Source organism: Paenibacillus favisporus, from assembly GCF_040545415.1.
GTDB lineage: Bacteria > Bacillota > Bacilli > Paenibacillales > Paenibacillaceae > Paenibacillus_AQ > Paenibacillus_AQ favisporus.
Window position 1 is genome coordinate 571,395 of sequence record NZ_JBEPLV010000003.1, and the last position, 19,232, is coordinate 590,626.

The 19,232-nt window shown below is 53.2% G+C and carries 17 protein-coding genes; 14 read left to right on the plus strand and 3 right to left on the minus strand.

Features of this window, described 5'->3' with window-relative positions:
- The first annotated feature begins 281 nt into the window (after positions 1-281).
- The 5 genes from ABID47_RS15765 to ABID47_RS15785 all read left to right on the plus strand — a co-directional run bounded on the left by ABID47_RS15765 (position 282) and on the right by ABID47_RS15785 (position 5,636).
- The gene (locus tag ABID47_RS15765; RefSeq protein WP_076167175.1) at positions 282-1,283 is read left to right on the plus strand and encodes a Gfo/Idh/MocA family protein; all 1,002 of its coding nucleotides are present in this window, start codon (positions 282-284) and stop codon (positions 1,281-1,283) included.
- Between the two features lie 38 nt (positions 1,284-1,321).
- Positions 1,322-2,269 carry a helix-turn-helix domain-containing protein gene (locus tag ABID47_RS15770; protein ID WP_354498038.1) on the plus strand — a complete coding sequence of 316 codons (948 nt, stop codon included), beginning with the start codon at positions 1,322-1,324 and terminating at the stop codon, positions 2,267-2,269.
- Positions 2,270-2,284: 15 nt separating this feature from the next.
- A complete protein-coding gene (locus ABID47_RS15775) occupies positions 2,285-3,373 on the plus strand; it encodes a Gfo/Idh/MocA family protein (RefSeq protein WP_076167171.1) in 1,089 nt (362 codons plus the stop codon).
- Positions 3,374-3,558: 185 nt separating this feature from the next.
- The gene (locus tag ABID47_RS15780; RefSeq protein WP_116230924.1) at positions 3,559-4,098 is read left to right on the plus strand and encodes a superoxide dismutase family protein; all 540 of its coding nucleotides are present in this window, start codon (positions 3,559-3,561) and stop codon (positions 4,096-4,098) included.
- 272 nt (positions 4,099-4,370) lie between these two features.
- Positions 4,371-5,636: an MDR family MFS transporter gene (locus ABID47_RS15785; protein WP_354498041.1), complete on the plus strand. Its 1,266-nt coding sequence runs from the start codon at positions 4,371-4,373 to the stop codon at positions 5,634-5,636.
- A 64-nt stretch (positions 5,637-5,700) separates the two neighbouring features.
- On the opposite strand, the gene ABID47_RS15790 is transcribed toward ABID47_RS15785, so the two are convergent.
- Positions 5,701-6,678 (minus strand): metallophosphoesterase family protein, encoded by a 978-nt coding sequence (locus tag ABID47_RS15790; RefSeq protein WP_354498044.1) that lies wholly within the window; start codon positions 6,676-6,678, stop codon positions 5,701-5,703.
- Positions 6,679-6,693: 15 nt separating this feature from the next.
- Positions 6,694-7,545 carry an alkaline phosphatase family protein gene (locus ABID47_RS15795; RefSeq protein WP_354498046.1) on the minus strand — a complete coding sequence of 284 codons (852 nt, stop codon included), beginning with the start codon at positions 7,543-7,545 and terminating at the stop codon, positions 6,694-6,696.
- A gap of 221 nt (positions 7,546-7,766) precedes the next feature.
- Here ABID47_RS15795 and ABID47_RS15800 point away from each other — a divergent pair, with 221 nt between their 5' ends.
- From ABID47_RS15800 to ABID47_RS15820, 5 genes are all read left to right on the plus strand, one after another.
- Complete coding sequence (locus ABID47_RS15800) at positions 7,767-8,741, plus strand: ABC transporter permease (protein ID WP_435530630.1); 975 nt, start codon at positions 7,767-7,769, stop codon at positions 8,739-8,741.
- 52 nt (positions 8,742-8,793) lie between these two features.
- A complete protein-coding gene (locus ABID47_RS15805) occupies positions 8,794-9,693 on the plus strand; it encodes a carbohydrate ABC transporter permease (protein ID WP_145946275.1) in 900 nt (299 codons plus the stop codon).
- A gap of 39 nt (positions 9,694-9,732) precedes the next feature.
- Positions 9,733-11,253: an ABC transporter substrate-binding protein gene (locus tag ABID47_RS15810; RefSeq protein WP_354498048.1), complete on the plus strand. Its 1,521-nt coding sequence runs from the start codon at positions 9,733-9,735 to the stop codon at positions 11,251-11,253.
- A 111-nt stretch (positions 11,254-11,364) separates the two neighbouring features.
- Complete coding sequence (locus ABID47_RS15815; RefSeq protein ID WP_354498050.1) at positions 11,365-13,107, plus strand: sensor histidine kinase; 1,743 nt, start codon at positions 11,365-11,367, stop codon at positions 13,105-13,107.
- Positions 13,108-13,133: 26 nt separating this feature from the next.
- Positions 13,134-14,531 carry a helix-turn-helix domain-containing protein gene (locus tag ABID47_RS15820; protein WP_354498052.1) on the plus strand — a complete coding sequence of 466 codons (1,398 nt, stop codon included), beginning with the start codon at positions 13,134-13,136 and terminating at the stop codon, positions 14,529-14,531.
- 30 nt (positions 14,532-14,561) lie between these two features.
- Here the strand turns inward: ABID47_RS15820 and ABID47_RS15825 are convergent, their stop codons facing one another.
- Positions 14,562-15,458, minus strand: a complete 897-nt coding sequence (locus tag ABID47_RS15825; RefSeq protein ID WP_105443352.1) for a LysR family transcriptional regulator — start codon at positions 15,456-15,458, stop codon at positions 14,562-14,564.
- Between the two features lie 104 nt (positions 15,459-15,562).
- On the opposite strand from ABID47_RS15825, the gene ABID47_RS15830 reads away from it, so the two are divergent.
- The 4 genes from ABID47_RS15830 to ABID47_RS15845 all read left to right on the plus strand — a co-directional run bounded on the left by ABID47_RS15830 (position 15,563) and on the right by ABID47_RS15845 (position 19,167).
- Positions 15,563-16,483: a DMT family transporter gene (locus ABID47_RS15830; protein ID WP_354498780.1), complete on the plus strand. Its 921-nt coding sequence runs from the start codon at positions 15,563-15,565 to the stop codon at positions 16,481-16,483.
- A gap of 257 nt (positions 16,484-16,740) precedes the next feature.
- Entirely contained in the window at positions 16,741-17,157 is a 417-nt protein-coding gene (locus ABID47_RS15835; protein ID WP_145134353.1) for a VOC family protein, read from the plus strand.
- A gap of 241 nt (positions 17,158-17,398) precedes the next feature.
- The gene (locus ABID47_RS15840; RefSeq protein ID WP_354498055.1) at positions 17,399-18,349 is read left to right on the plus strand and encodes a glycoside hydrolase family 43 protein; all 951 of its coding nucleotides are present in this window, start codon (positions 17,399-17,401) and stop codon (positions 18,347-18,349) included.
- 98 nt (positions 18,350-18,447) lie between these two features.
- Positions 18,448-19,167 carry a YebC/PmpR family DNA-binding transcriptional regulator gene (locus tag ABID47_RS15845; RefSeq protein WP_076167139.1) on the plus strand — a complete coding sequence of 240 codons (720 nt, stop codon included), beginning with the start codon at positions 18,448-18,450 and terminating at the stop codon, positions 19,165-19,167.
- The last annotated feature ends 65 nt before the right edge of the window (positions 19,168-19,232 follow it).

Sequence of the window (19,232 nt, forward strand, 5' to 3'; positions counted from 1 at the left end):
AATTAGCAAAGATTAAGAACGGATGAACAGAAAGCTTAAGAAAGTATTAAGCCGTCTGCCCGATTTCTTAACAGTCCGGAAGAACTTGTATTTCCATGATACGCAAATTTTTGCCGGAACAAAACCGTCTCCGGTTGGGGCGGAAACCCGTCTTAAGACCAGGTTTTTCTTGCGGCGCGATTTTATATAAAATTGTCGTAATATTATACTGTATTAACGGTTTTTCATGTGTTAGATTAAGGGCATGATGTCTTAATATTAAATACTGAGGAGCGCTGGATATGATCAGAATCGGTAAAATAAGCTATTGGCATGTGCATGCATGGGACTATACGAAACAGGCTGAGGCTCATCCGGGTGCGGAAATCGTGGCTGTGTGGGACGAAAATCCGGAGCGTGGGCAAGAAGCCGCCGATAAGCAGGGTGTAACTTTTTACGCTTCATTGGATGAAATGCTCAGCCGTGACGATATCGATGGGGTCATCGTGGATGCGCCAACGAACATGCACCGCGAAGTCATGATCAAAGCCGCAGAAGCCGGCAAGCATATTTTTACGGAAAAGGTTATTGCCGCAACGCTGAGCGAGGTCAACGACATTATTGCGGCTGTGGAGAAAAATAACGTGAAGCTGACCGTATCCCTTCCCCGACTGAACGACGGCTATACGCTGGCGATCCGGGAACTTCTGGACCAGGAGCTCCTGGGCAAGGTAACTTATGTACGTGTGCGCCTGTCCCACAACGGGGCGACGGCCAATTGGCTGCCAGCGCATTTTTATAAGAAGGAAGAGACGCTCGGCGGCGCCCTGATCGATCTTGGCTGCCATCCAATGTATTTGACGCGACTTTTCTTGAGAGAAGAGCCTGTGGACGTGAGCGCGCAATTTGGATACATAACCGGAAAAGAAGTGGAAGACAACGCGGTTGCGACTTTGTCTACGAAATCAGGCGCAGTAGGCGTCGTTGAAGCCGGATTCGTGAACAACTTTTCGCCGTTTACCGTGGAGGTGCACGGCACTGAAGGAACGATCCTGTTCGGAACGCCGGACAGCAAACTGCTGCTTCGTACGACCCGCAATGAGGAATACAAGGATGCCTGGGTCGAGATTCCGGTTCCGGCCAACCGTGAAAGCGCGTTTGAGCAGTGGATCAGCCATATCGAACAAGGCACAACTGCCGATGAAAACATCGCGATGGCGATCGAATTGACGAAGCTCATGGAAGCGGCCAATCTGTCGAACGCGGAGCGCCGCGCCGTTAAACTGAACGAACTGCAAGGCTAACCATCACAGAACTTATCAGACATAAGGATGTTGCTGCAATGATGAATAATTTTCCATACGAAGCTATGCAGGGACGCCAGGATGCTTTGGAGCGTCTGGATTTACGCATCTATTGGGGAAATTATGAGATTCGGGTGATACGTTTTCATTTGACTTCTTTTCCTCCGGGGAAAATCGTATCCTTTCACAAGCATGCCGAGTTCGAGTTTCACTTTATACCGCGCGGCAAGGGAACGGTGATCCTGGTGGATGAACCCTTTGCTCTTCAGGAGGGTATGTTCTATCTGACGGGGCCGGAGGTGCTCCATTACCAGGAAGCGGATCCCGAGGAATCGATGGATGAGCTGTGCCTGCACGTGGATATCCGGGACCTGTCGCAGGTGCCGGATGCCGGCCAGTCGCCGCGTCCATACGCCGATCCGTGGGAGGCGGCCGAGGCGCATGACTGCATCGAGAAGCTGCGGACGCTGCCGCTGAAGCCCGTGATGGATACGTACAGGGCGATGCCGTTTTTCCTGGAAGCCTTCAACGCCTCACAGCAAAAATATTTAGGTCTGTATACAACGATCAAAAACTGCATCATTCAAATTCTGCTCCGAGCCGTGCGCGCTTACGAGCCGGAACCAAGGGAGGCGGAGCTTCCGTCCCGGGACATGAAGGCCTACCGGTACCAGCTGGCTCTGGAATACATCCATGCCAACTCTTCCGGCGAAGTGGTGCTGGAGGATGTGGCCGACAAGCTGCATATCAGCTCGAGGCAGCTGCAGCGGATCATTAAGGATCAGGGGGGCGGGCGGTCCTTCAGCGAAATTTTGGAGGATTTCCGCCTGCAGGAAGTGTGCCGCCAGCTGGTGGAGACACGCTGGTCCATCGAGAAAATCGCCGTACAGGGCGGATTTTCCAGCGGAAGCTATCTGCATACCGTTTTTCGGAAGAGGTACGGCTACACGCCGTCGGAATACCGGAGAAAGAACGCGAAAGTATAGGAGGATTACGATCACGTGGGAAAAACAATTCGGATTGGCATTATCGGAAGCGGGGGCATCGCCGGAGCGCATGCCCGGGCTTACAAAGGAATCGAGGATGTTCAAATCGTCGGGGTGGCGGATATTCTGCCAGACAAGGCGCAGCAATTCATTGAGCGTTGGGACCTGCCGGATGCGACCGGCTTTGACGACCACCGCAAGCTGCTCGAGCTGGATCTGGATGGCGTAAGCATCTGTACGCCGAACGTGGCGCATTACCGCACAACGGTGGACGCCCTGTCGGCCGGCAAAAACGTCATGCTGGAGAAGCCGATGTCGGTCACGCTGGACGAAGCGGTCGAAATGGTGCAGGTTTCCAAGAAAACCGGAAAGATGCTGAATGTCGGTTTCCAGCCGCGCTACGACCCGAACATGGCCATCATTAAAAATATGGTCCAGAACGGGCAGTTGGGTAAAGTGTATTACGTGGAAACCGGGGGCGGACGCCGCCGCGGCATGCCGGGCGGAACGTTTATCCGTCAAGATATCGCCGGCGCAGGCGCAATGGCCGATATCGGCTGTTATTCGCTGGATCTGGCGCTCAACACGCTTGGCTATCCGAAGCCGCTGACCGTCTCCGCCTATACCTCGAACTATTTTGGCACCAATCCGAAATACCACGCGGAAGCCGGACAATTTGACGTTGAGGATTTCGGTGTGGCCATGGTCCGGTTCGAAGGAGACCTGGTCCTGAACTTCAAGACGTCCTGGGCGATGCATATGGATACGCTTGGTGCGACGATGTTCCTCGGCACAGATGCGGGCATGAAGGTGCTTCCGGCAGGCAGCGGCCCTTGGAGCGGGGTATGGGATGGGCATGTCGGGTCCATCTCGCTGTTCCATGACATCCAGGGACATCATACCGAGAGCAATATTCCGCTCATCAAGCATGAAATTAATGTGTTTGAGGAGAAAATCAAGGATTTTGTCCGCGCGCTGCGTGAAGGGACGCCGGCTCCGATTCCAGGCGAGGAAATTTTGCGGAACCAGGCCATTATTGACGGCATTATCCGCTCCGCGCAGACGAAGAAGGAAGTCGAGATTCATATTCCTGATCTCGTGTAACCGCGCTAATCAAGTCCATTGCTTTAACCAACATGGTTACAGCAGTCCGAATTTCCCGCTCTGGGATCTTCGGGCTGCTTTATTTTTTCGGATTTCCGTCTGGCACAGGTGTTATCTTTTTCGGGAAATAGGCAAACCTGATTTTGGGAGACCTAAAACCAGAATACAGGAGGACGAGTGCAAGTATGAAAAAAATGGTGATGTCCGTCTGCCTCAGCGCCGGATTTCTGCTCGGATCCGCCGCCGCAACACCGGCTGCTTATGCCAATTCGGAAGAGCCGCAGCTGAAGGTGAAAATCGTGGATTCCAAAGGCGGAGAAGTAGGAACGGCGCTTCTGACTCAAAAAGGAGCCGCCGTTCAGATCCATATCGAAGCCGCGAATTTGCCGCCTGGTGAGCACGGCATTCATTTCCACGAAAACGGCAAGTGTGATCCGCCTGACTTTAAAACAGCCGGAGCCCATTTCAACCCGACCGGCAAGCAGCACGGCTTCCATAATCCGAAGGGCTATCATGCCGGAGACCTGCTGAACATTCAGGTGAAGCAGGACGGGACGGTAACCGCCGATTTGGAAACCCAGTCCGTAACGCTTAAAAAGGGAGCCGACAATTCGCTCCTGAAGCCGGGTGGAACCGCGATCATCATCCATGAGAAAGCGGACGATTACGTGACCGACCCGTCGGGGAACTCCGGCAACCGGATCGCCTGTGCGCGGATTGAATAGCTGCGGCCTGCCGTCAGCATTCCTGGCTGCCGATAGCGATGATATACACTCCTGAAGGAAAGATGCCTTCAGGAGTTTTTTTGTGTTCTCGCCATATCACAAGCACACATCGGAACGGGATTGTTATCGCTTGCAAAAAAATCGTTGCCCGGTCCATATTCCTGTGATATATTAAAACTCCTTCCATTTTTTCCACATGATCGGCTATTTCACCGCCAATGATTCTTCAGGAAGCGAAACGACCCCATCATAAAACAGGAGGAACCTCTGTTGTGAACTGGCTTAAATGGGATTTGAACTTGCAAATCCGGCTGATCGGCGACACACTTTTCAATTTGCTGTTTTGGATGTACTTTCCTTACATGACCTTGTTTTTCAGCGACTCGTTCGGCAAGACCGCGGCCAGTATGCTGATGGCTGTTCCCCCCTTGGTCAGCCTGCTCGGGAGCTTGTTCGGCGGGTATCTGGCGGACCGCTTCGGCCGGAGGCCCGCCATGCTGCTCGGGGCCTGCATGCAGTCCTGCATGTTTGCCGCCTTTGCGTTATCCCCGTCCCATTGGCTCGATTATGCCGCATATATCGGACTCGGGCTGGGAGGGGCGATCTATTCGCCGGGAAGCTCGGCCATGGTGGCCGACGTCACTCCGGAAAAGGATCGGCGGATGGTGTTCGCAACCTTCGTGACGGGCAGAAATATCGGGGCGGTCTTTGGCCCGGCGCTGGGTTCGGTATTCTTCTTCCAGTACCGGCACGAGCTGTTGTGGACCTGCACGTCGGTAACGCTTCTGTACTTTTTGACCATTTTATTGTTCAGCAGGGAGACGCTCCCGGCATCGGCAAGGATGAATCGTACCCGCAGCAAGCTGACCGCTATCTTGAAGGAGCAGGTGGTAGGTTACGGCGTCATTTTTAAGGACAAGGTATTTGCGCTCTATATTGCCGCGGGCATCCTGGTGACGATTGCTTTTATGCAGCTGGATATGTATTTGGCGATGTATGTCAAAGAATACGTGCCGGGACAGGCGCTGCTGTCCTTCAGCGGCTGGACGCTCAACCTGAGCAGCGCACAGGTATTCGGGTTGATGCTTGGCCTGAACGGTCTGCTGTTCGTGCTGTGCGTTCTTCCAGTAACCAAGCTGTTCGAGGGCTGGTCCGAACGGAACATCCTGATCATGTCGGCCTTGCTGTTTGGCGGAGGGATGTTCCTGATCGGTTTGACGACGCAGGTGTGGCTGCTGCTGGTGTTTACGTTTGTGTTTACGATCGGCGAGCTGTCGCGGAGTCCCGTCACCGACAGCTTTATCAGCAAATATGCGCCTGAACACGCCAGAGGGCAATACATGGGGGCGGCGAATCTGCAGTTCTCGGTCGGCCGGTTTATCGCTCCGGTCACGATAATGCTGTCGTCGTGGTTTCCGCCGGTGGTCGTGTTCGGCTTCATCTTCCTGGCAACAATCCTCAGCTCGCTTTTGTATGTTCAGGTTTTTAAAATCATTCCGGCAAGCTACTACGAGAAGAAAGCCGAAATCACAGGTTGAACCCAAACAAAGCCGTTCAAGAGCGGAGGCAATCCGCATCGCTTGAACGGCTTTTTTTAGGCTGTTATTCGGCTGCTGCCGGCATTCCCGCCTGAACGGGTCTGCCTGTCGGTGCATGGACAGGCTGGTCGCGTATGACGGACCCGTCCTGCAGATGCAGCCAGGTGTCAAAACTCCGCTCCCCTTGCGTGAGCCGGATGACCCGGGCGCCGGGCATGAATGGCTGATCCAGATAAGCGTTGCGGGTGGTCCGTCCGTAACAGAGGCGGATACCGTGCAGCGTTACCCAAAAATCGTTGCCGTGATCATGGCCGACAAAGGTACCGAGAATGTCCCCCATCTCAACCATGCTCGCAAAAAAACCGGTGTTGATCCAGGGCGCGCAGCAGTGACGGTCAAGCTTGTTCCCATAACAGACCGAGAAATCCCAAATATCGTTATATTCGGGCAGCGGGATATGGAAGAAGGCTAGCGATGGAAGCGGGACTCCGCCGTTGCCTGCCGTAAGACGGTAGGACTGCTGTGTATACCATTCTATCTGGCTGCGGCGGATCCAGTCGTAAAATCCGACGCGCAGATGCTCCAGCGGCGAGTAGCTGCCCGAATCCAAAAAGTAAAGGGCGGCCTCCACGTTGTCCCGGTGTGAATCCCGGATTTCCAGACAATAGTTGCCGGTGCCCTTGACGTGGGGCGGATCGGGAATCGCATAGCAGTATCGGTGGGACAGCTGCAGGGCATGAAGCTGTTCCCGCGTCATATCCGGAGCCTCGGAGTCGTGGTTTCCAAAGACGGCTGCCCAGGGTATGCCCATCTGCTCGGGAACTGATACTGCATCCCGGAACGCTGCGGCCGGGTTGGGGCTTTTATTGCTGGCGATCACGTCACCGGTGTAGACGACCAGATCGGGCTGTTCCGCCTCTATAATCCTTCGCATCATATCCTTCATTTGAAGCTCTTCATCATCAGGCTCGCAAAACTCCGTATCGGTAAATTGGACGACGGTAAACGTGCCGTCCTCGCGAAACCGCAATGTTTTCCTCATCTGCCTATCCTCCCGCTATGCGTTTTCCGGCATGGACCGGGTCTGGAGCAAACCGGCAGGGACTACGGCATCCCAGGCATCCGGAATGTCCAGGCCGAGGGCGGCTGCGGCGACAGCCGCGGTGTCCACGATCGAGATTTCCCCGATGGTTGTTCCCGGCGCGATTCCCGGTCCTACGCAGCCCCAGAACACATTTTTGTCCATTGGATGATCGCTGCCGTGGCTGAATTTGTCGTCGCCCCCGCCGCCGTGGTCGGTTAGTAAAATCACCAGGCTGTCTTCAAGAAGTCCCAGCCGCTCAAGGGTACCGAGCACCTGACCGAACAGGACGTCATTTTGTGTAATCGCATTCAAATATTCCGGAGAGTCCGGTCCATAGCCATGCTTATGTCCGGCCGCATCTGGTTCATCCAGCTGCATGAACAGCAGTTTGACGTCCGGATTCTGTTCCAGATAGTTCTGGATGGCCTGAACCAGATCGGCATCCGGCAGAGATTCCTTATGTATTCCGATGCCATCCTCAACGATCCCGTCATTGATCGGGCTCCAGCTGGTGAAGGAGGCGAGCTTGGCCTCGGGCCATGCCTTCCTTGCAAGCCGGAATACGGAAGGGTAAGGCGATTCGGCAGGATAAGGCTCGCTCGCAGCGACCTCGTTCGTTAGCCCGTGCTTCTCCGGCACGACGCCGTGAAGCACGGAGCCCCAGCATTCCGCGCTGATTGTAGGCGACTGCGCCTGGGCGTCATAGGTGACGGCCCCTTTTGCCAGAAAAGCGTCAATGACCGGTGTAGCCGTGTGCTGAATAAAGCTGCCGGCGCCGTCCATTCCCAGAATGAATACGCGCGAAACGGCATTTACATTGCTCATGGGTCAACCTCCCCAAAGATGATTTCGCTTTCATAGGATCGATCAGCCCCTAGCATAAAGATTCCCGTACGGGGTGTCAACCACCATTTGGGAATTAGGCAAACAAGTCATCAGAGCGTTAGCAGGAAGTCATCATCGTGGTAGCCGGACTTTGCTTGCACCGTATAGAATCGGATTTGTAAGGGGTTACAGGTCACGAAACGACAAAAAGGAGTGAGATCATGCAAGAGGCGGTGCAGCTGGACCGGAATGCGGTGAGCACGGCAAAGATCCGGCGGGTTTCCACGTTCCGGAGACAACTGAAGAAATACAAATGGCTGCTGCTGATGACACTGCCGGGAGTCATTTATTTATTCATCAACAACTATATCCCTATGTACGGCGTCATCCTGGCTTTCAAAAATTACAATTATGTCGACGGTATTTGGGGAAGCGAATGGGCGGGACTGGACAACTTTAAATTTTTGTTTAACTCCCAGGACGCCTATGTCATTACGAGAAACACCTTTCTATACAACTTCGTGTTTATCGTCCTGAATCTGGTGCTGGCCGTCCTCGCAGCGCTGCTGATTAACGAAATCAGGGACAAGGTCATCACCCGGTTCTACCAAAGCACCTTTCTGCTGCCGCACATCATTTCCATGGTCGTTGTGGCGTACCTGGTCTACAGCTTTCTGAATGTGGAAAGCGGACTGGTAAACCGGCTTATCGCCAAATGGTTCGGTGCTGAAGCCGTTTCCTGGTACGGCGAGCCCCGCTATTGGCCGTATATTCTCGTGATCGTTAATGCGTGGAAGAACGTAGGGTACTTGTCGGTCATCTATTTCGCCGCAATTATCGGGATTGACAAGGAGTATTACGAGGCGGCAACCATCGACGGCGCCAGCAAGTGGAAGCAGATGACGCGGATTACGATCCCGCTGATCACGCCTGTCCTTACTACGATGACACTGCTTGCGGTCAGCGGAATCCTCCGAAGCGACTTCGGCTTGTTCTACCAAGTGCCGATGAACACGGGCGCGCTCATCCCGACCACGAATACGATCGATACGTTCGTGTACCGGGCGATGACGCAGTCGGGCGACATCGGGATGTCCTCGGCAGCGGGCTTCTATCAATCGGTCGTCTGCTTTGTTCTGATTCTGGCGGCCAACGCAGCCGTCCGGCGGATCAATAAGCGCGACGCTTTGTTCTAGGGAGCCGCATGCAAGCGTACATTGATTTTTCCAAGAAAGGTAGAGGAACGTCATGAGGACAGCAAGCGTGAAAAAAATCATCGGCCCTTCCTTGATCCACCTGTTTTTCTGGGCTTTTACACTGGCATCATTGATTCCGTTTATACTGATTTTTATGGTGTCGATCTCGAGCGAGGATTCGATCCTACAGAAGGGGTATTCCTTATTCCCCAAGGAAATCAGCTTTGCCGCGTACCAGTTTTTGTTTAACGATTTCTCGGAGATTGCCAAGGCTTACGGTATCACCATCCTGACGACGCTGATCGGAACGGTGGTTAGTTTGCTCATGACCGCGTTGTTCGCCTATCCGCTATCCCGTCCGGATTTGCCCCTGCGGCGTACGTTATCGTTCTATATATTTTTTACGATGCTGTTCGGCGGGGGAATGGTGCCCTGGTATATGACGTACGTCAACATGTTTGACCTGAAAAATACGATTTTCGCCATGATCATTCCCAATCTGCTGCTGAGCGCCTTCAACGTCCTGCTGATGCGAAGCTTCTTCTCATCCACTATTCCGGAGTCGGTCGTGGAGTCGGCGACCATTGACGGAGCCAGCGAAATCCGGATATTTTTCAGCATCGTGCTGCCCCTGTCGCTGCCGATCATGGCGACCATCGGGCTGTTCAACACGCTGTCTTATTGGAACGACTGGTATAACTGCATGCTGTTTATTGATAAGCCTGAGCTGTACAACATTCAGTACTTGATGACCAAAACGTTAACCAATATCCAATACCTGCTGATGAAATCGGGAAGCTCCGCCCAGGTAGGCGAGCTGCTGGCCAAGATGCCCCGGGAAACGGTCCGGATGGCGCTGGCCATCGTCGGGATTGCTCCGCTGCTGTTCGCTTACCCGTTCTTCCAGAAATATTACATCAGCGGGATAACGAGCGGCGCCGTCAAGGGCTGACTCTACATCATTTAATCGTTGAGAGGAGAAGCGTCGACAATGAAAAAAGCCTACCATTTAGTGCTGATCATGATGCTGTGCGGAATGCTTGCCCTGACGGGCTGCGGCAAAGGAGGTGCAGGTGACTCCGGCGAAGCTTCGGGCACGGCCGCCGGCGGCTCCGGTTCGGACAGCGGCACCGGTCTGAAGCCATATAAAATTACGCTGGTGTATCCGGCGTCCGCACCGAAGGATTTGCAGCTGGTCCAGGATGAGATGAGCAAATACCTGACGGAAAAAATCAACGCGACGATCGAGCTGAGGCCGATTGAATGGGCGTCATGGGATGACAAGACCAACCTGATGAAGATTTCCAACGAGCCGTTCGACCTGCTGTTTACGGCAAGCTGGTTCTCGTATGCCAAGGATGTGGCCAAAGGCCAGTTCGTGGAGCTGGACGAACTGATGGCGCAGTACGGCAAGGACATTCCGGGAATTCTCGGAGATGACTTCATTAAAGGCTCGAAGATCGGCGGCAAATTGTACGCGCTGCCGACGAAGAAGGAATTCGGACAGGGCTTCGGTTTCCTGCTCGACAAGAAGCTGGTGGACAAATACAAATTCGATATCAATGGCGTCAAGTCGCTGGAAGATATGGAAGCGATGTTCAAAATGATTAAAGACAACGAGCCAGGCGTGACCCCGATCGTCTCCAGCAAGTTCACGAATACTTGGAGTGCGGCCAATTACGACGGAATCGTGGCGAATCTGGCCGTTCCGCGGGGAAGCAAGGAACTCAAGGCGATCGATACGCTGGAGGATCCCAAGTTCATCGACTTCTTCAAACGGATGCATCAGTGGTATCAGAAGGGCTGGTTCGACAAGGACATTCTGACCTCGGACGCCGACCAGGGAATGAATATGATTAAAGCCGGCAAGGCGTTCGCCGTAGCCCAATCCCTGAAGCCGGGCAAAGACAAGGAGATGAGCGTCACGACGGGCGTGGACCTGGTACAGGTCGAGACGGCGGAACCGTTCACGACGACGGGAGATGCGCAGGGGGCGATGCTCGGCATTTCCCGGACATCCAAGGATCCGGCGCGGGCCATGATGTTCCTCAATCTGCTGTACAACGATCCGAAACTGCTCAACATGCTGGATTGGGGCATTGAGGGCAAGCACTACGTAAAAAAATCCGACCAGGTCATTGATTATCCGGAAGGCGTCACTGCGGACACGCAAACCTACCCGAATCCGGGAGGCTGGATGTTCGGCAACCAGTTCAATTCTTATCTGTGGGCGAACGAGGATCCGAACAAGTGGAAGGAATTCGAGAAGTTCAACGAGCGTGCGGAACGGTCGATCGCCCTCGGATTTGCTTTTGACCAGGAGCCGGTCAAATCGGAGCTGGCCTCCATCGCCAACGTGGAAAAAGAGTTTGACGCCACGCTCCGCTCCGGTGCCGCGGATCCGGAGAAAATCATTGCCAAGTGGAAGGAAAAACGCAAGGCGGCCGGCTTTGACAAAGTCAAGGCGGAAGTAGACAAACAGCTCGCCGAATGGGCGAAGGCGAATCCATAACATCGGCAGTTACGAGGGAATCTCCAACCGGGATGGCTTAAAACCGGGGATGGGGATTCCCTATTCCCCTTCCTGAAACACTTTATTTTGACAAAAAGGACCGACAGAGCTATGAATATCAAACGTTCGCTGCGCAGCAAATTAGTGATCGGCTTCATTGCCATTACGCTTCCGCTCTTCCTGCTTTTGCTCTATAACAATTACTACGCGATGAACACGGTCAGGGAACAGGTGGCCGATTCGAACAAAAACTCGATCATCCTGTATTCAAGCCAGATCGAGGCGGCGCTCAACAAGGAGATCAAGTTTTTGTACAACTTCGCCGTCGAGGATCCCAACATAGCCGCGCTGTCCCAGCTGCTGAACGATGAAGACGAATACGTTCTGGCCAAGGCCCGGATCCTGAACAGCCTTACGCGCTATCACCGCTTCGATAACAGCGTGGACCTTCAGTTCATCTATTCGGTGCAAAACCATGATTTGTTCAATACGCTGATCAAGACGCAGTCTTATGATGAACTGCAGTCGATTCAAATGGCTATTCAGCAAGTGGTGAAAAATGCCCGTCCGGACAGCCCTGTGTTCATGCAGTGGAAGGCGATTCCATACAGCAAGGGCAAATACGCCCTGATCCGGCTTGTGGATGCGGGTGACGGTTTCTATTTAGGGGCGTTCGTTCAGCTGAAAAACTTGATGATCCCGCTCGATCTGGTTCATCTCGGGGAGGACGGCTACGCCGGCTTTCTGAACGAAGCGGGCGAATTGATCACCAGTTCGGCGTCTCCCGATTCGCCCAAGCTGGACACCCCGCCGGTCGAAGATACAACCGATACCTATCAGGCCGTAAAGGCGGAAGGAAGACGGTATATCGTGGTCCAGCACCCGATCCAGAGTACGGAACTCAGCCTGGGCGCCTTTATTCCGGAAGCCCGGATGCTGCAGAATCTGTACCACTTCAGAAGGGGGATCCTGATGATTTCCGTCTTGGCGGTCATCGTCCTGATCATTTACTTGATCTACTTGAACGATATCATCTTGAAGCCGATGAACAGCTTGATCCGTGGTATGCGGAGCATCAAGAACGGCAATCTGGCTTACCGGCTGAAGCCTTCCAAATCGAAGGAATTTATGATCATCAATGAAACCTTTAACAATATGGCTTCCGAAATTCAAGAGCTGAAAATCAGCGTGTACGAGGAGCAGATCAAGGCGCACAAAGCGGAGCTGAAACATCTGCAGCTTCAGATCAATCCCCATTTTCTGCTGAACTCAATCAATATCGTATACAATTTGGCCCAAATACAAAATTACGGCGTCATTCAGCTGATGTGCCTGAATCTCGTTCAATATTTCCGCTTTGCGACCCGGACGAACCAGGTGGCCGTGACGATAGCGGAGGAGATGGAACATTTGGAGAGCTATATCCGGATTCAGCAGGTCCGCTTTCCGGAACAGGTGACATACGCCTGCCATTTGCCGAAGGAGCTTGCCCAGGCGGCGGTTCCGCCGCTGCTCATTCAACCGTTTGTCGAAAATGCGATGAAACACGGATTTGATTTTATGGACCATCCGTTTCATATCGATATCCGCATCGGTCATGCAGGAACGGGAGAGCTGACGATCGTCATTGCCGACAACGGCGCCGGGTTTGACGAAGAGACGCTGCAGCTGCTGCAGACAGGGGCATATATGGAGAGTCGAAGCGGCGAGCATCTGGGCGTTACGAACGTCCTGTACCGCTTGAAGCATTTTTTTGGCAGCGATGCGGGACTGTCATTTGGGAATGCTCCTGAGGGCGGCGCTGTCGTTACGCTGACAATTCCCCTCCGGAGAGTGGAGGAGTTCGCTTCCTAATCTTGAACAGAACTGGAGGGAACCTGATGTATAAAGTGCTGATCGTGGATGATGAGATGTATGCCGTTATGGGAATCAAGAGCGGTGTCGATTGGGAGGCGCTGCAGGTTTCAGAGATTTACGAGGCGTATAATCTCAGGGACGCGCTGAAAGTGTTCGAGCGTACGGCGATCGACGTGATGATCTGTGATATCGAAATGCCGAAAGGAACCGGAATTGAGCTGCTGGAGCGCGTTAATGACATTTCGCCGGAAACCGAAACGATATTTTTGACGGCACACGCCCATTTTGATTTTATGCAGCGGGCGATTCAGCTCGACGGATTTGACTATCTGCTGAAGCCGATTGAGTACGACGTGCTGAAGTCGTCGATCGCCAGGGCGCTGGAGTCTGTCAGGCAGGAGCGGGAGATGACGGAGCTGAGGGCAAGGTACAATGAAACCTGGCAGAAGAGAAAAGGACTGATCACCGAGAAATTCTGGAACGACGTCCTTACCCGGCGCATCAATTGCACACCGGATAACGTGCTTAAAATTTTGCAGGAACATGAGCTGCTTGCTTTATCGGGGACGACCTTCATGCCTGTTCTGGTCAGCGTGGAATCGTGGATGCGGGAGTACAGCACCCGTGATGAGGAAATGATGGAATACAACATCCGCAAAGCAGCGGAGGAGATGCTGCTCGATCCCGGCCGCGGTGAGGTGATCCAAACCAAGCAGGGGGTCAACGTTGTTATTTTGTACGGTCCGGAAGATGGGGAAATACGCGAAGATACATTGTATGACCGCTGCATGGCCTACCTGGAGTCCTGCCGGCGTTATTTTCACTGTACCTTATCCTGTTACATCGGGAAGCCGTCGACATTATTCGAAATTGGCGAAACCTATCAAAAGCTGCTTGAGATGGAATACGGCAATTTGAACAAATCGAATGAGGTGTACCGGCTGGCCGGGTTCGAACCGGAAAGCGGCCAGGTGCCTGCTGCCAAGCTCCGGAATTGGATACAGCTGCTGGAGCTGGGAAAGCTTGAGGATGTAGAGCGGGATCTGAAGACCTGCCTCGCCGCCCAGCGTCTTATCCCCGTAATGTCCGAGAAAGAGAGCCATCCTTCGGTCATTCAACGCGTCCAAGGCTACATTGCCGAGCATCTCCATGAACCGATCACAAGGGAGCAGCTCGCCTGTTGTGTGCATTTGAACCCGGCATACCTATCCCGTCTGTTCAAGCGGGAAACGGGAGAGTCCATTACGGATTACATCCTTCGTGAGCGGATGGAGGCCGCCAAAGAGATGATCAGGGAGTCCAGCATGCCGATTTCTGATGTGGCCAAGTCTCTCGGATACTACAATTTTTCGCATTTTTCCAAAATGTTCAAAAAGGTGCATCACGCCTCACCCCAGCAGGTCAGACGAAAGTCGGTTTGAAAGCGTGGATGCCGTGCGGCATCCCGCCGCCTAAGTTTGCTCGTCGGGATGCGCTGCTGCAGGCGGAAACAGCCGAAACGCCGTATCCACAAACAATCTGACGGCAATGGATGCCTGTTTGAAGGACGGAACGGCAAGATGCAGTTTGCGGTACGCTCTGGGAGTCAACTCCCGGCTCATGACATGTTCAGGCACGCTCTGCAGCGACAGCTCCGACATGATGCAGATGCCCAGTCCTTCGTTGATCATGTTCAGGGCGGTCGGATAGTTGGTCGTAATATGCTTCACGTTCAAATTCGCTCCCCCGGCGCGGAACAGCTCCATAACCGGCAGCTCATAACCGCCCTTGCAGACCAGCATCGGCTCATCCGAGAGATCCTGAATCCGGATTTCCTTGTAATTGCGGAAGGGGTGATCGTCACGGAAAACGACGTGAAGCGCCTCGTTCCGCAGCAGCCTCGTATCCAGATCGTTCAGCGGCGGAATGAGGAAGCCGACATCCACGACCAGCTCATCAAGCCAATGCCGGACTTCCTCCACGGTGCCTTCATACATCTGAATGTTGATGTTCGGATACTTGTCGTTGATGGCCCGGACGATTTTCGGATAATAAAAGGAAGCAGCGGCCGGAAAGGCTCCAACACGGATGCTGCCGGTCTCCAGCCCTTTCTCGGCGGCAACCTCCTGCGAAATTTTCTCATACTGCAGCAAAATTTCCCTGCCGGTGACCACGATCCGTTTGCCGATGTCGGTCAGGACGACACCGTTTCGCGGATGACGGTTCAGGAGGGTAACGCCGAGCTCGGACTCCAGGCTGGATATGGCGCGGCTGACCGCCGGCTGGGTCATATTCATCATCTGGCCCGCTTTCGTAAAGCTTCCCGTTTCCGCGACGGCCACGAATAGTCTGATCTGCGTCTCATTCATAACGGATATGTTATACCTCCTATGAGGAATATGCATTTTATTTATAGTTCAACGTATTGTATCATGGTTATTGACCATGATTCAAGGAGTGACCTTCGGTGCGAATGCAGAAGAATACATTGTTTCTATTAATCTTTTTGATATTAGTATGGGGAATCAACTGGCCATTATCCAAAATAGCTCTGGACTATGCGCCGCCAATCTTGTTCGCCGGCTTGCGGGCACTGATCGGCGGCGTGCTGCTCGTGCTGGTAGCTCTGCCTAAAGCGAAGCACTTGCGGCTGCGTCAGACCTGGCCGATCTATTTGACCTCCGCGCTTCTCAGCATCGTTATATACTATGGTGTCCAAACCATCGGACTGCAGTATACGCCGGCCGGATTGTTCTCGGCGATCGTGTTTCTCCAGCCTGTGCTGCTTGGGCTGTTCTCGTGGTTATGGCTGGGAGAGGCCATGACGAAGCAGAAGATGCTTGGCCTGATCGTCGGCTTTGCCGGCGTCGCCACCATGAGCGCGGGCGGGTTTACAGGGGATGTTTCCGCCGTCGGTATTATTTTGGCGCTGGTCACAGCCCTCTCCTGGGCGCTTGGCACGGCCTATGTCAAGAAGATCGGACCCAAGGTCGACTCGACCTGGCTGACAGCGATGCAAATTACGATCGGCGGTGTCATTCTGCTGCTGGCCGGTTCGGGAATGGAAGACTGGTCGAAGATCCAGTGGAACGGGACGTTCATTTGGGATACGCTGTTTATCGCCGTTTTCGTCATCGCGGCAGGATGGTTCGTCTATTTTAAACTGATCAGCGAAGGGGAAGCGAGCAAAATCGGTTCGTTTACGTTTCTGATTCCGATCGTTTCGATCTTTTCGAGCGTGCTTTTTCTGAACGAGAAAGTGACGATAAATCTTGTAGCCGGCCTTATTCTGGTTCTTGCCAGCATTGTGCTCGTCAACGTACGGTTCCAGCGCAGAAGAGCGACGGCGCTGCCTGCGGTGCCTGAGGGACACGGAGGGCCGGGAGCCCGATGAACCGGGAGAACGGGGCTGGAAATTAAGCAAAATCCGCGTTTATCGCGGATTTTTTTCATTTATTTGCGAGAAATCAGCGATGATAGCAATTTATAAGAAATGCAGGTGTCATTTCCATGATAGAATGCAATTAAGCAAACGGTATCACGATCTGTGAAGGCAGACTAGACTCAGGAATCTCCGCTTGGCGGACCAAATGTTGAGCCTGATCATGCTCAGGTTACCGTGAATATTCCGAGAAAAGGTGGTAATTTTAAATGGCGCTGCAACTGGACAAAATTTTCGTGAATCTCCCGGTTAAAAACCTGAAAAACTCGATCGAATTCTTCTCCAAAATCGGATTTGCCTTTAATCCTCAATTTACGGATGACAATGCAACCTGTATGGTCATCAGTGATCATATCTATGTCATGCTTCTGGTTGAGCCGTATTATCAAACATTCACGAATAAAGAAATCGCCGACGCCTCCAAGACGAACGAGGTCATCGTGTGCGTGTCCGCCGACAGCCGCGAGCAGGTGGACGAAATCGTAAACAAGGCGCTGGAAGCGGGCGGCAAGCCGTCCAATGACAAGCAGGATCACGGATTTATGTACGGCTGGAGCTTCCAGGATCTCGACAACCATTTGTGGGAAGTCGTGTACATGGATCCAAGTGCCGTGCAGCAGCAGTAAGCCATTCATCAGATATAATATAGAAAAGAAGGTGCAGGCTGCCGAGCCTGTGCCTTTTTTTGAAGAGATCAGAAAGTATAAGTTTCGGAGCCTCTGCTTCCTGATCTCGCAAGAAAAACTTCATTTAGAGGCGGTCTGTCTTCTTTGAAGGTACGTCGATAGACGTTTTTCCTAGGAAAACGGTTCCACAGTTTGGTAAAATGATGTACAGGACAAGTCACTTGTGGAGAGGAGCAGCATTGTGAATCTTAAAGGTAACGACCGCCGTTCAGGCAACCCGATTTTTTCCGGATGGTATGCCGATCCCGAACCCCGAATCTTTGAGGGACGGTACTGGGTATATCCTACATACTCGGCAGCTTACGATGACCAGACGTTTTTTGATGCGTTCTATTCCGATGACCTGGTTCACTGGACCAAAGTGGAACGGATTCTGGAGATGAAGGACATTTCATGGGCAAGGCGGGCAATGTGGGCCCCTTCCCCGATCGAGCGAAATGGACGCTACTACTATTATTTTGCGGCAAACGACATCCAGAGCAATGAGGAGCTGGGCGGCATCGGTGTTGCCGTGGCTGACCGGCCTGAAGGACCTTACCGGGACGCCCTGGGGAAGCCGCTGATCGACCAGTTTTACCATGGCGCCCAGCCAATCGACCCTCATGTTTTTATCGATGACGACGGTCAGGCTTATTTGTATTACGGGGGATGGAAGCACTGCAACGTCGTGAAGCTGAACGAAGACATGGTCAGCATCGCTCCATTTTCAGACGGAGAGGTATACAAGGAGATTACGCCGGAGAACTTCGTGGAAGGCCCGTGCATGATCAAGCGCGAAGGCAAGTATTACTTTATGTGGGCCGAAGGCGGTTGGGGAGGTCCGGATTATTCGGTGGGATACGCCGTCTCGGATTCGCCGCTGGGGCCGTTTGTGCGGGAGGCCAAAATACTGCAGCAGGATCCCGAGGTGGCTACGGGAGCGGGACATCACGGCGTCATCCAGATTCCGGGTGAAGACGAGTGGTACATCGTGTACCACCGCCGTCCTCTGACCGAAACCGCAGCGAATCACCGTGAAGTCTGCATCGACCGGATGGAGTTTGACCACGAAGGCCGGATAAGGCCTGTGAAGCTGACCTTTGAAGGGGTGCCGCCAAGAACATTGCCGACACAGGAGAAGAGCGATTCGTAAGGCAGAAGCTTGTTCAATAGACCGTTTTTGCGATATAATAGAACACGTCTTCTACAAGGAACGATAGAATCTGATTTTAGTGAAAGAGAGCGGATCGTATGGGTCGTAAGTGGAATAACATTAAAGAGAAGAAAGCATCGAAAGACGCAAACACTAGTCGTATATATGCCCGCTTCGGGCGGGAAATTTATGTCGTCGCCAAGCAGGGCGAGCCGGATCCGGAATCCAACCGGGCGTTGAAGGTCGTTTTGGAACGCGCTAAGACGTACAATGTGCCGAAGGCGATCATTGACCGCGCGCTGGAGAAGGCGAGAGGTAACTCTGATGAGACCTATGACGAGCTGCGGTACGAAGGCTTCGGGCCGAACGGATCCATGGTGATCGTGGATGCTTTGACGAATAACGTAAACCGCACCGCTTCAGAGGTCCGGGCTGCATTCAGCAAGAACGGAGGCAACCTTGGCGTCAGCGGATCGGTCGCCTACATGTTCGATTCCACCGCAGTCATCGGCGTCGAAGATAAGACGGAAGAAGAAGTTCTGGAGCTGCTGATGGAAGCGGATGTCGACGTTCGCGACATCATCCAGGAAGATGATTCCGTCATCGTATATGCCGATCCGGAGCAGTTTCATGCCGTGCAGGAAGCCTTCCAGAACGCTGGCGTAACCGAATTTTCGGTTGCCGAGGTTTCCATGATCGCGCAGAACTATGTGGAGCTTCCGGCCGAGTCCCAGCCGGCATTCGAGAAAATGATCGATGCGCTCGAAAATCTGGAGGACGTCCAGAATGTGTACCACAACGTGGAGCTTGAAGATTAATCAGCGTGACGCGATTTGCCGGAAGAAGGCCATTGTCTGAGAAGACGATGGCCTTTTTTTCGGTA

Excerpts from the sequence above, each read along its gene's own strand:
- ABID47_RS15765 (WP_076167175.1), top strand. The coding sequence starts at position 282 with ATGATCAGAATCGGTAAAATAAGCTATTGGCATGTGCATGCATGGGAC.
- ABID47_RS15770 (WP_354498038.1), top strand. The coding sequence starts at position 1,322 with ATGATGAATAATTTTCCATACGAAGCTATGCAGGGACGCCAGGATGCT.
- ABID47_RS15780 (WP_116230924.1), top strand. The coding sequence starts at position 3,559 with ATGAAAAAAATGGTGATGTCCGTCTGCCTCAGCGCCGGATTTCTGCTC.
- ABID47_RS15790 (WP_354498044.1), bottom strand. The coding sequence starts at position 6,678 with ATGAGGAAAACATTGCGGTTTCGCGAGGACGGCACGTTTACCGTCGTC.
- ABID47_RS15795 (WP_354498046.1), bottom strand. The coding sequence starts at position 7,545 with ATGAGCAATGTAAATGCCGTTTCGCGCGTATTCATTCTGGGAATGGAC.
- ABID47_RS15800 (WP_435530630.1), top strand. The coding sequence starts at position 7,767 with ATGCAAGAGGCGGTGCAGCTGGACCGGAATGCGGTGAGCACGGCAAAG.
- ABID47_RS15805 (WP_145946275.1), top strand. The coding sequence starts at position 8,794 with ATGAGGACAGCAAGCGTGAAAAAAATCATCGGCCCTTCCTTGATCCAC.
- ABID47_RS15810 (WP_354498048.1), top strand. The coding sequence starts at position 9,733 with ATGAAAAAAGCCTACCATTTAGTGCTGATCATGATGCTGTGCGGAATG.
- ABID47_RS15815 (WP_354498050.1), top strand. The coding sequence starts at position 11,365 with ATGAATATCAAACGTTCGCTGCGCAGCAAATTAGTGATCGGCTTCATT.
- ABID47_RS15820 (WP_354498052.1), top strand. The coding sequence starts at position 13,134 with ATGTATAAAGTGCTGATCGTGGATGATGAGATGTATGCCGTTATGGGA.
- ABID47_RS15825 (WP_105443352.1), bottom strand. The coding sequence starts at position 15,458 with ATGAATGAGACGCAGATCAGACTATTCGTGGCCGTCGCGGAAACGGGA.
- ABID47_RS15830 (WP_354498780.1), top strand. The coding sequence starts at position 15,563 with ATGCAGAAGAATACATTGTTTCTATTAATCTTTTTGATATTAGTATGG.
- ABID47_RS15835 (WP_145134353.1), top strand. The coding sequence starts at position 16,741 with ATGGCGCTGCAACTGGACAAAATTTTCGTGAATCTCCCGGTTAAAAAC.
- ABID47_RS15845 (WP_076167139.1), top strand. The coding sequence starts at position 18,448 with ATGGGTCGTAAGTGGAATAACATTAAAGAGAAGAAAGCATCGAAAGAC.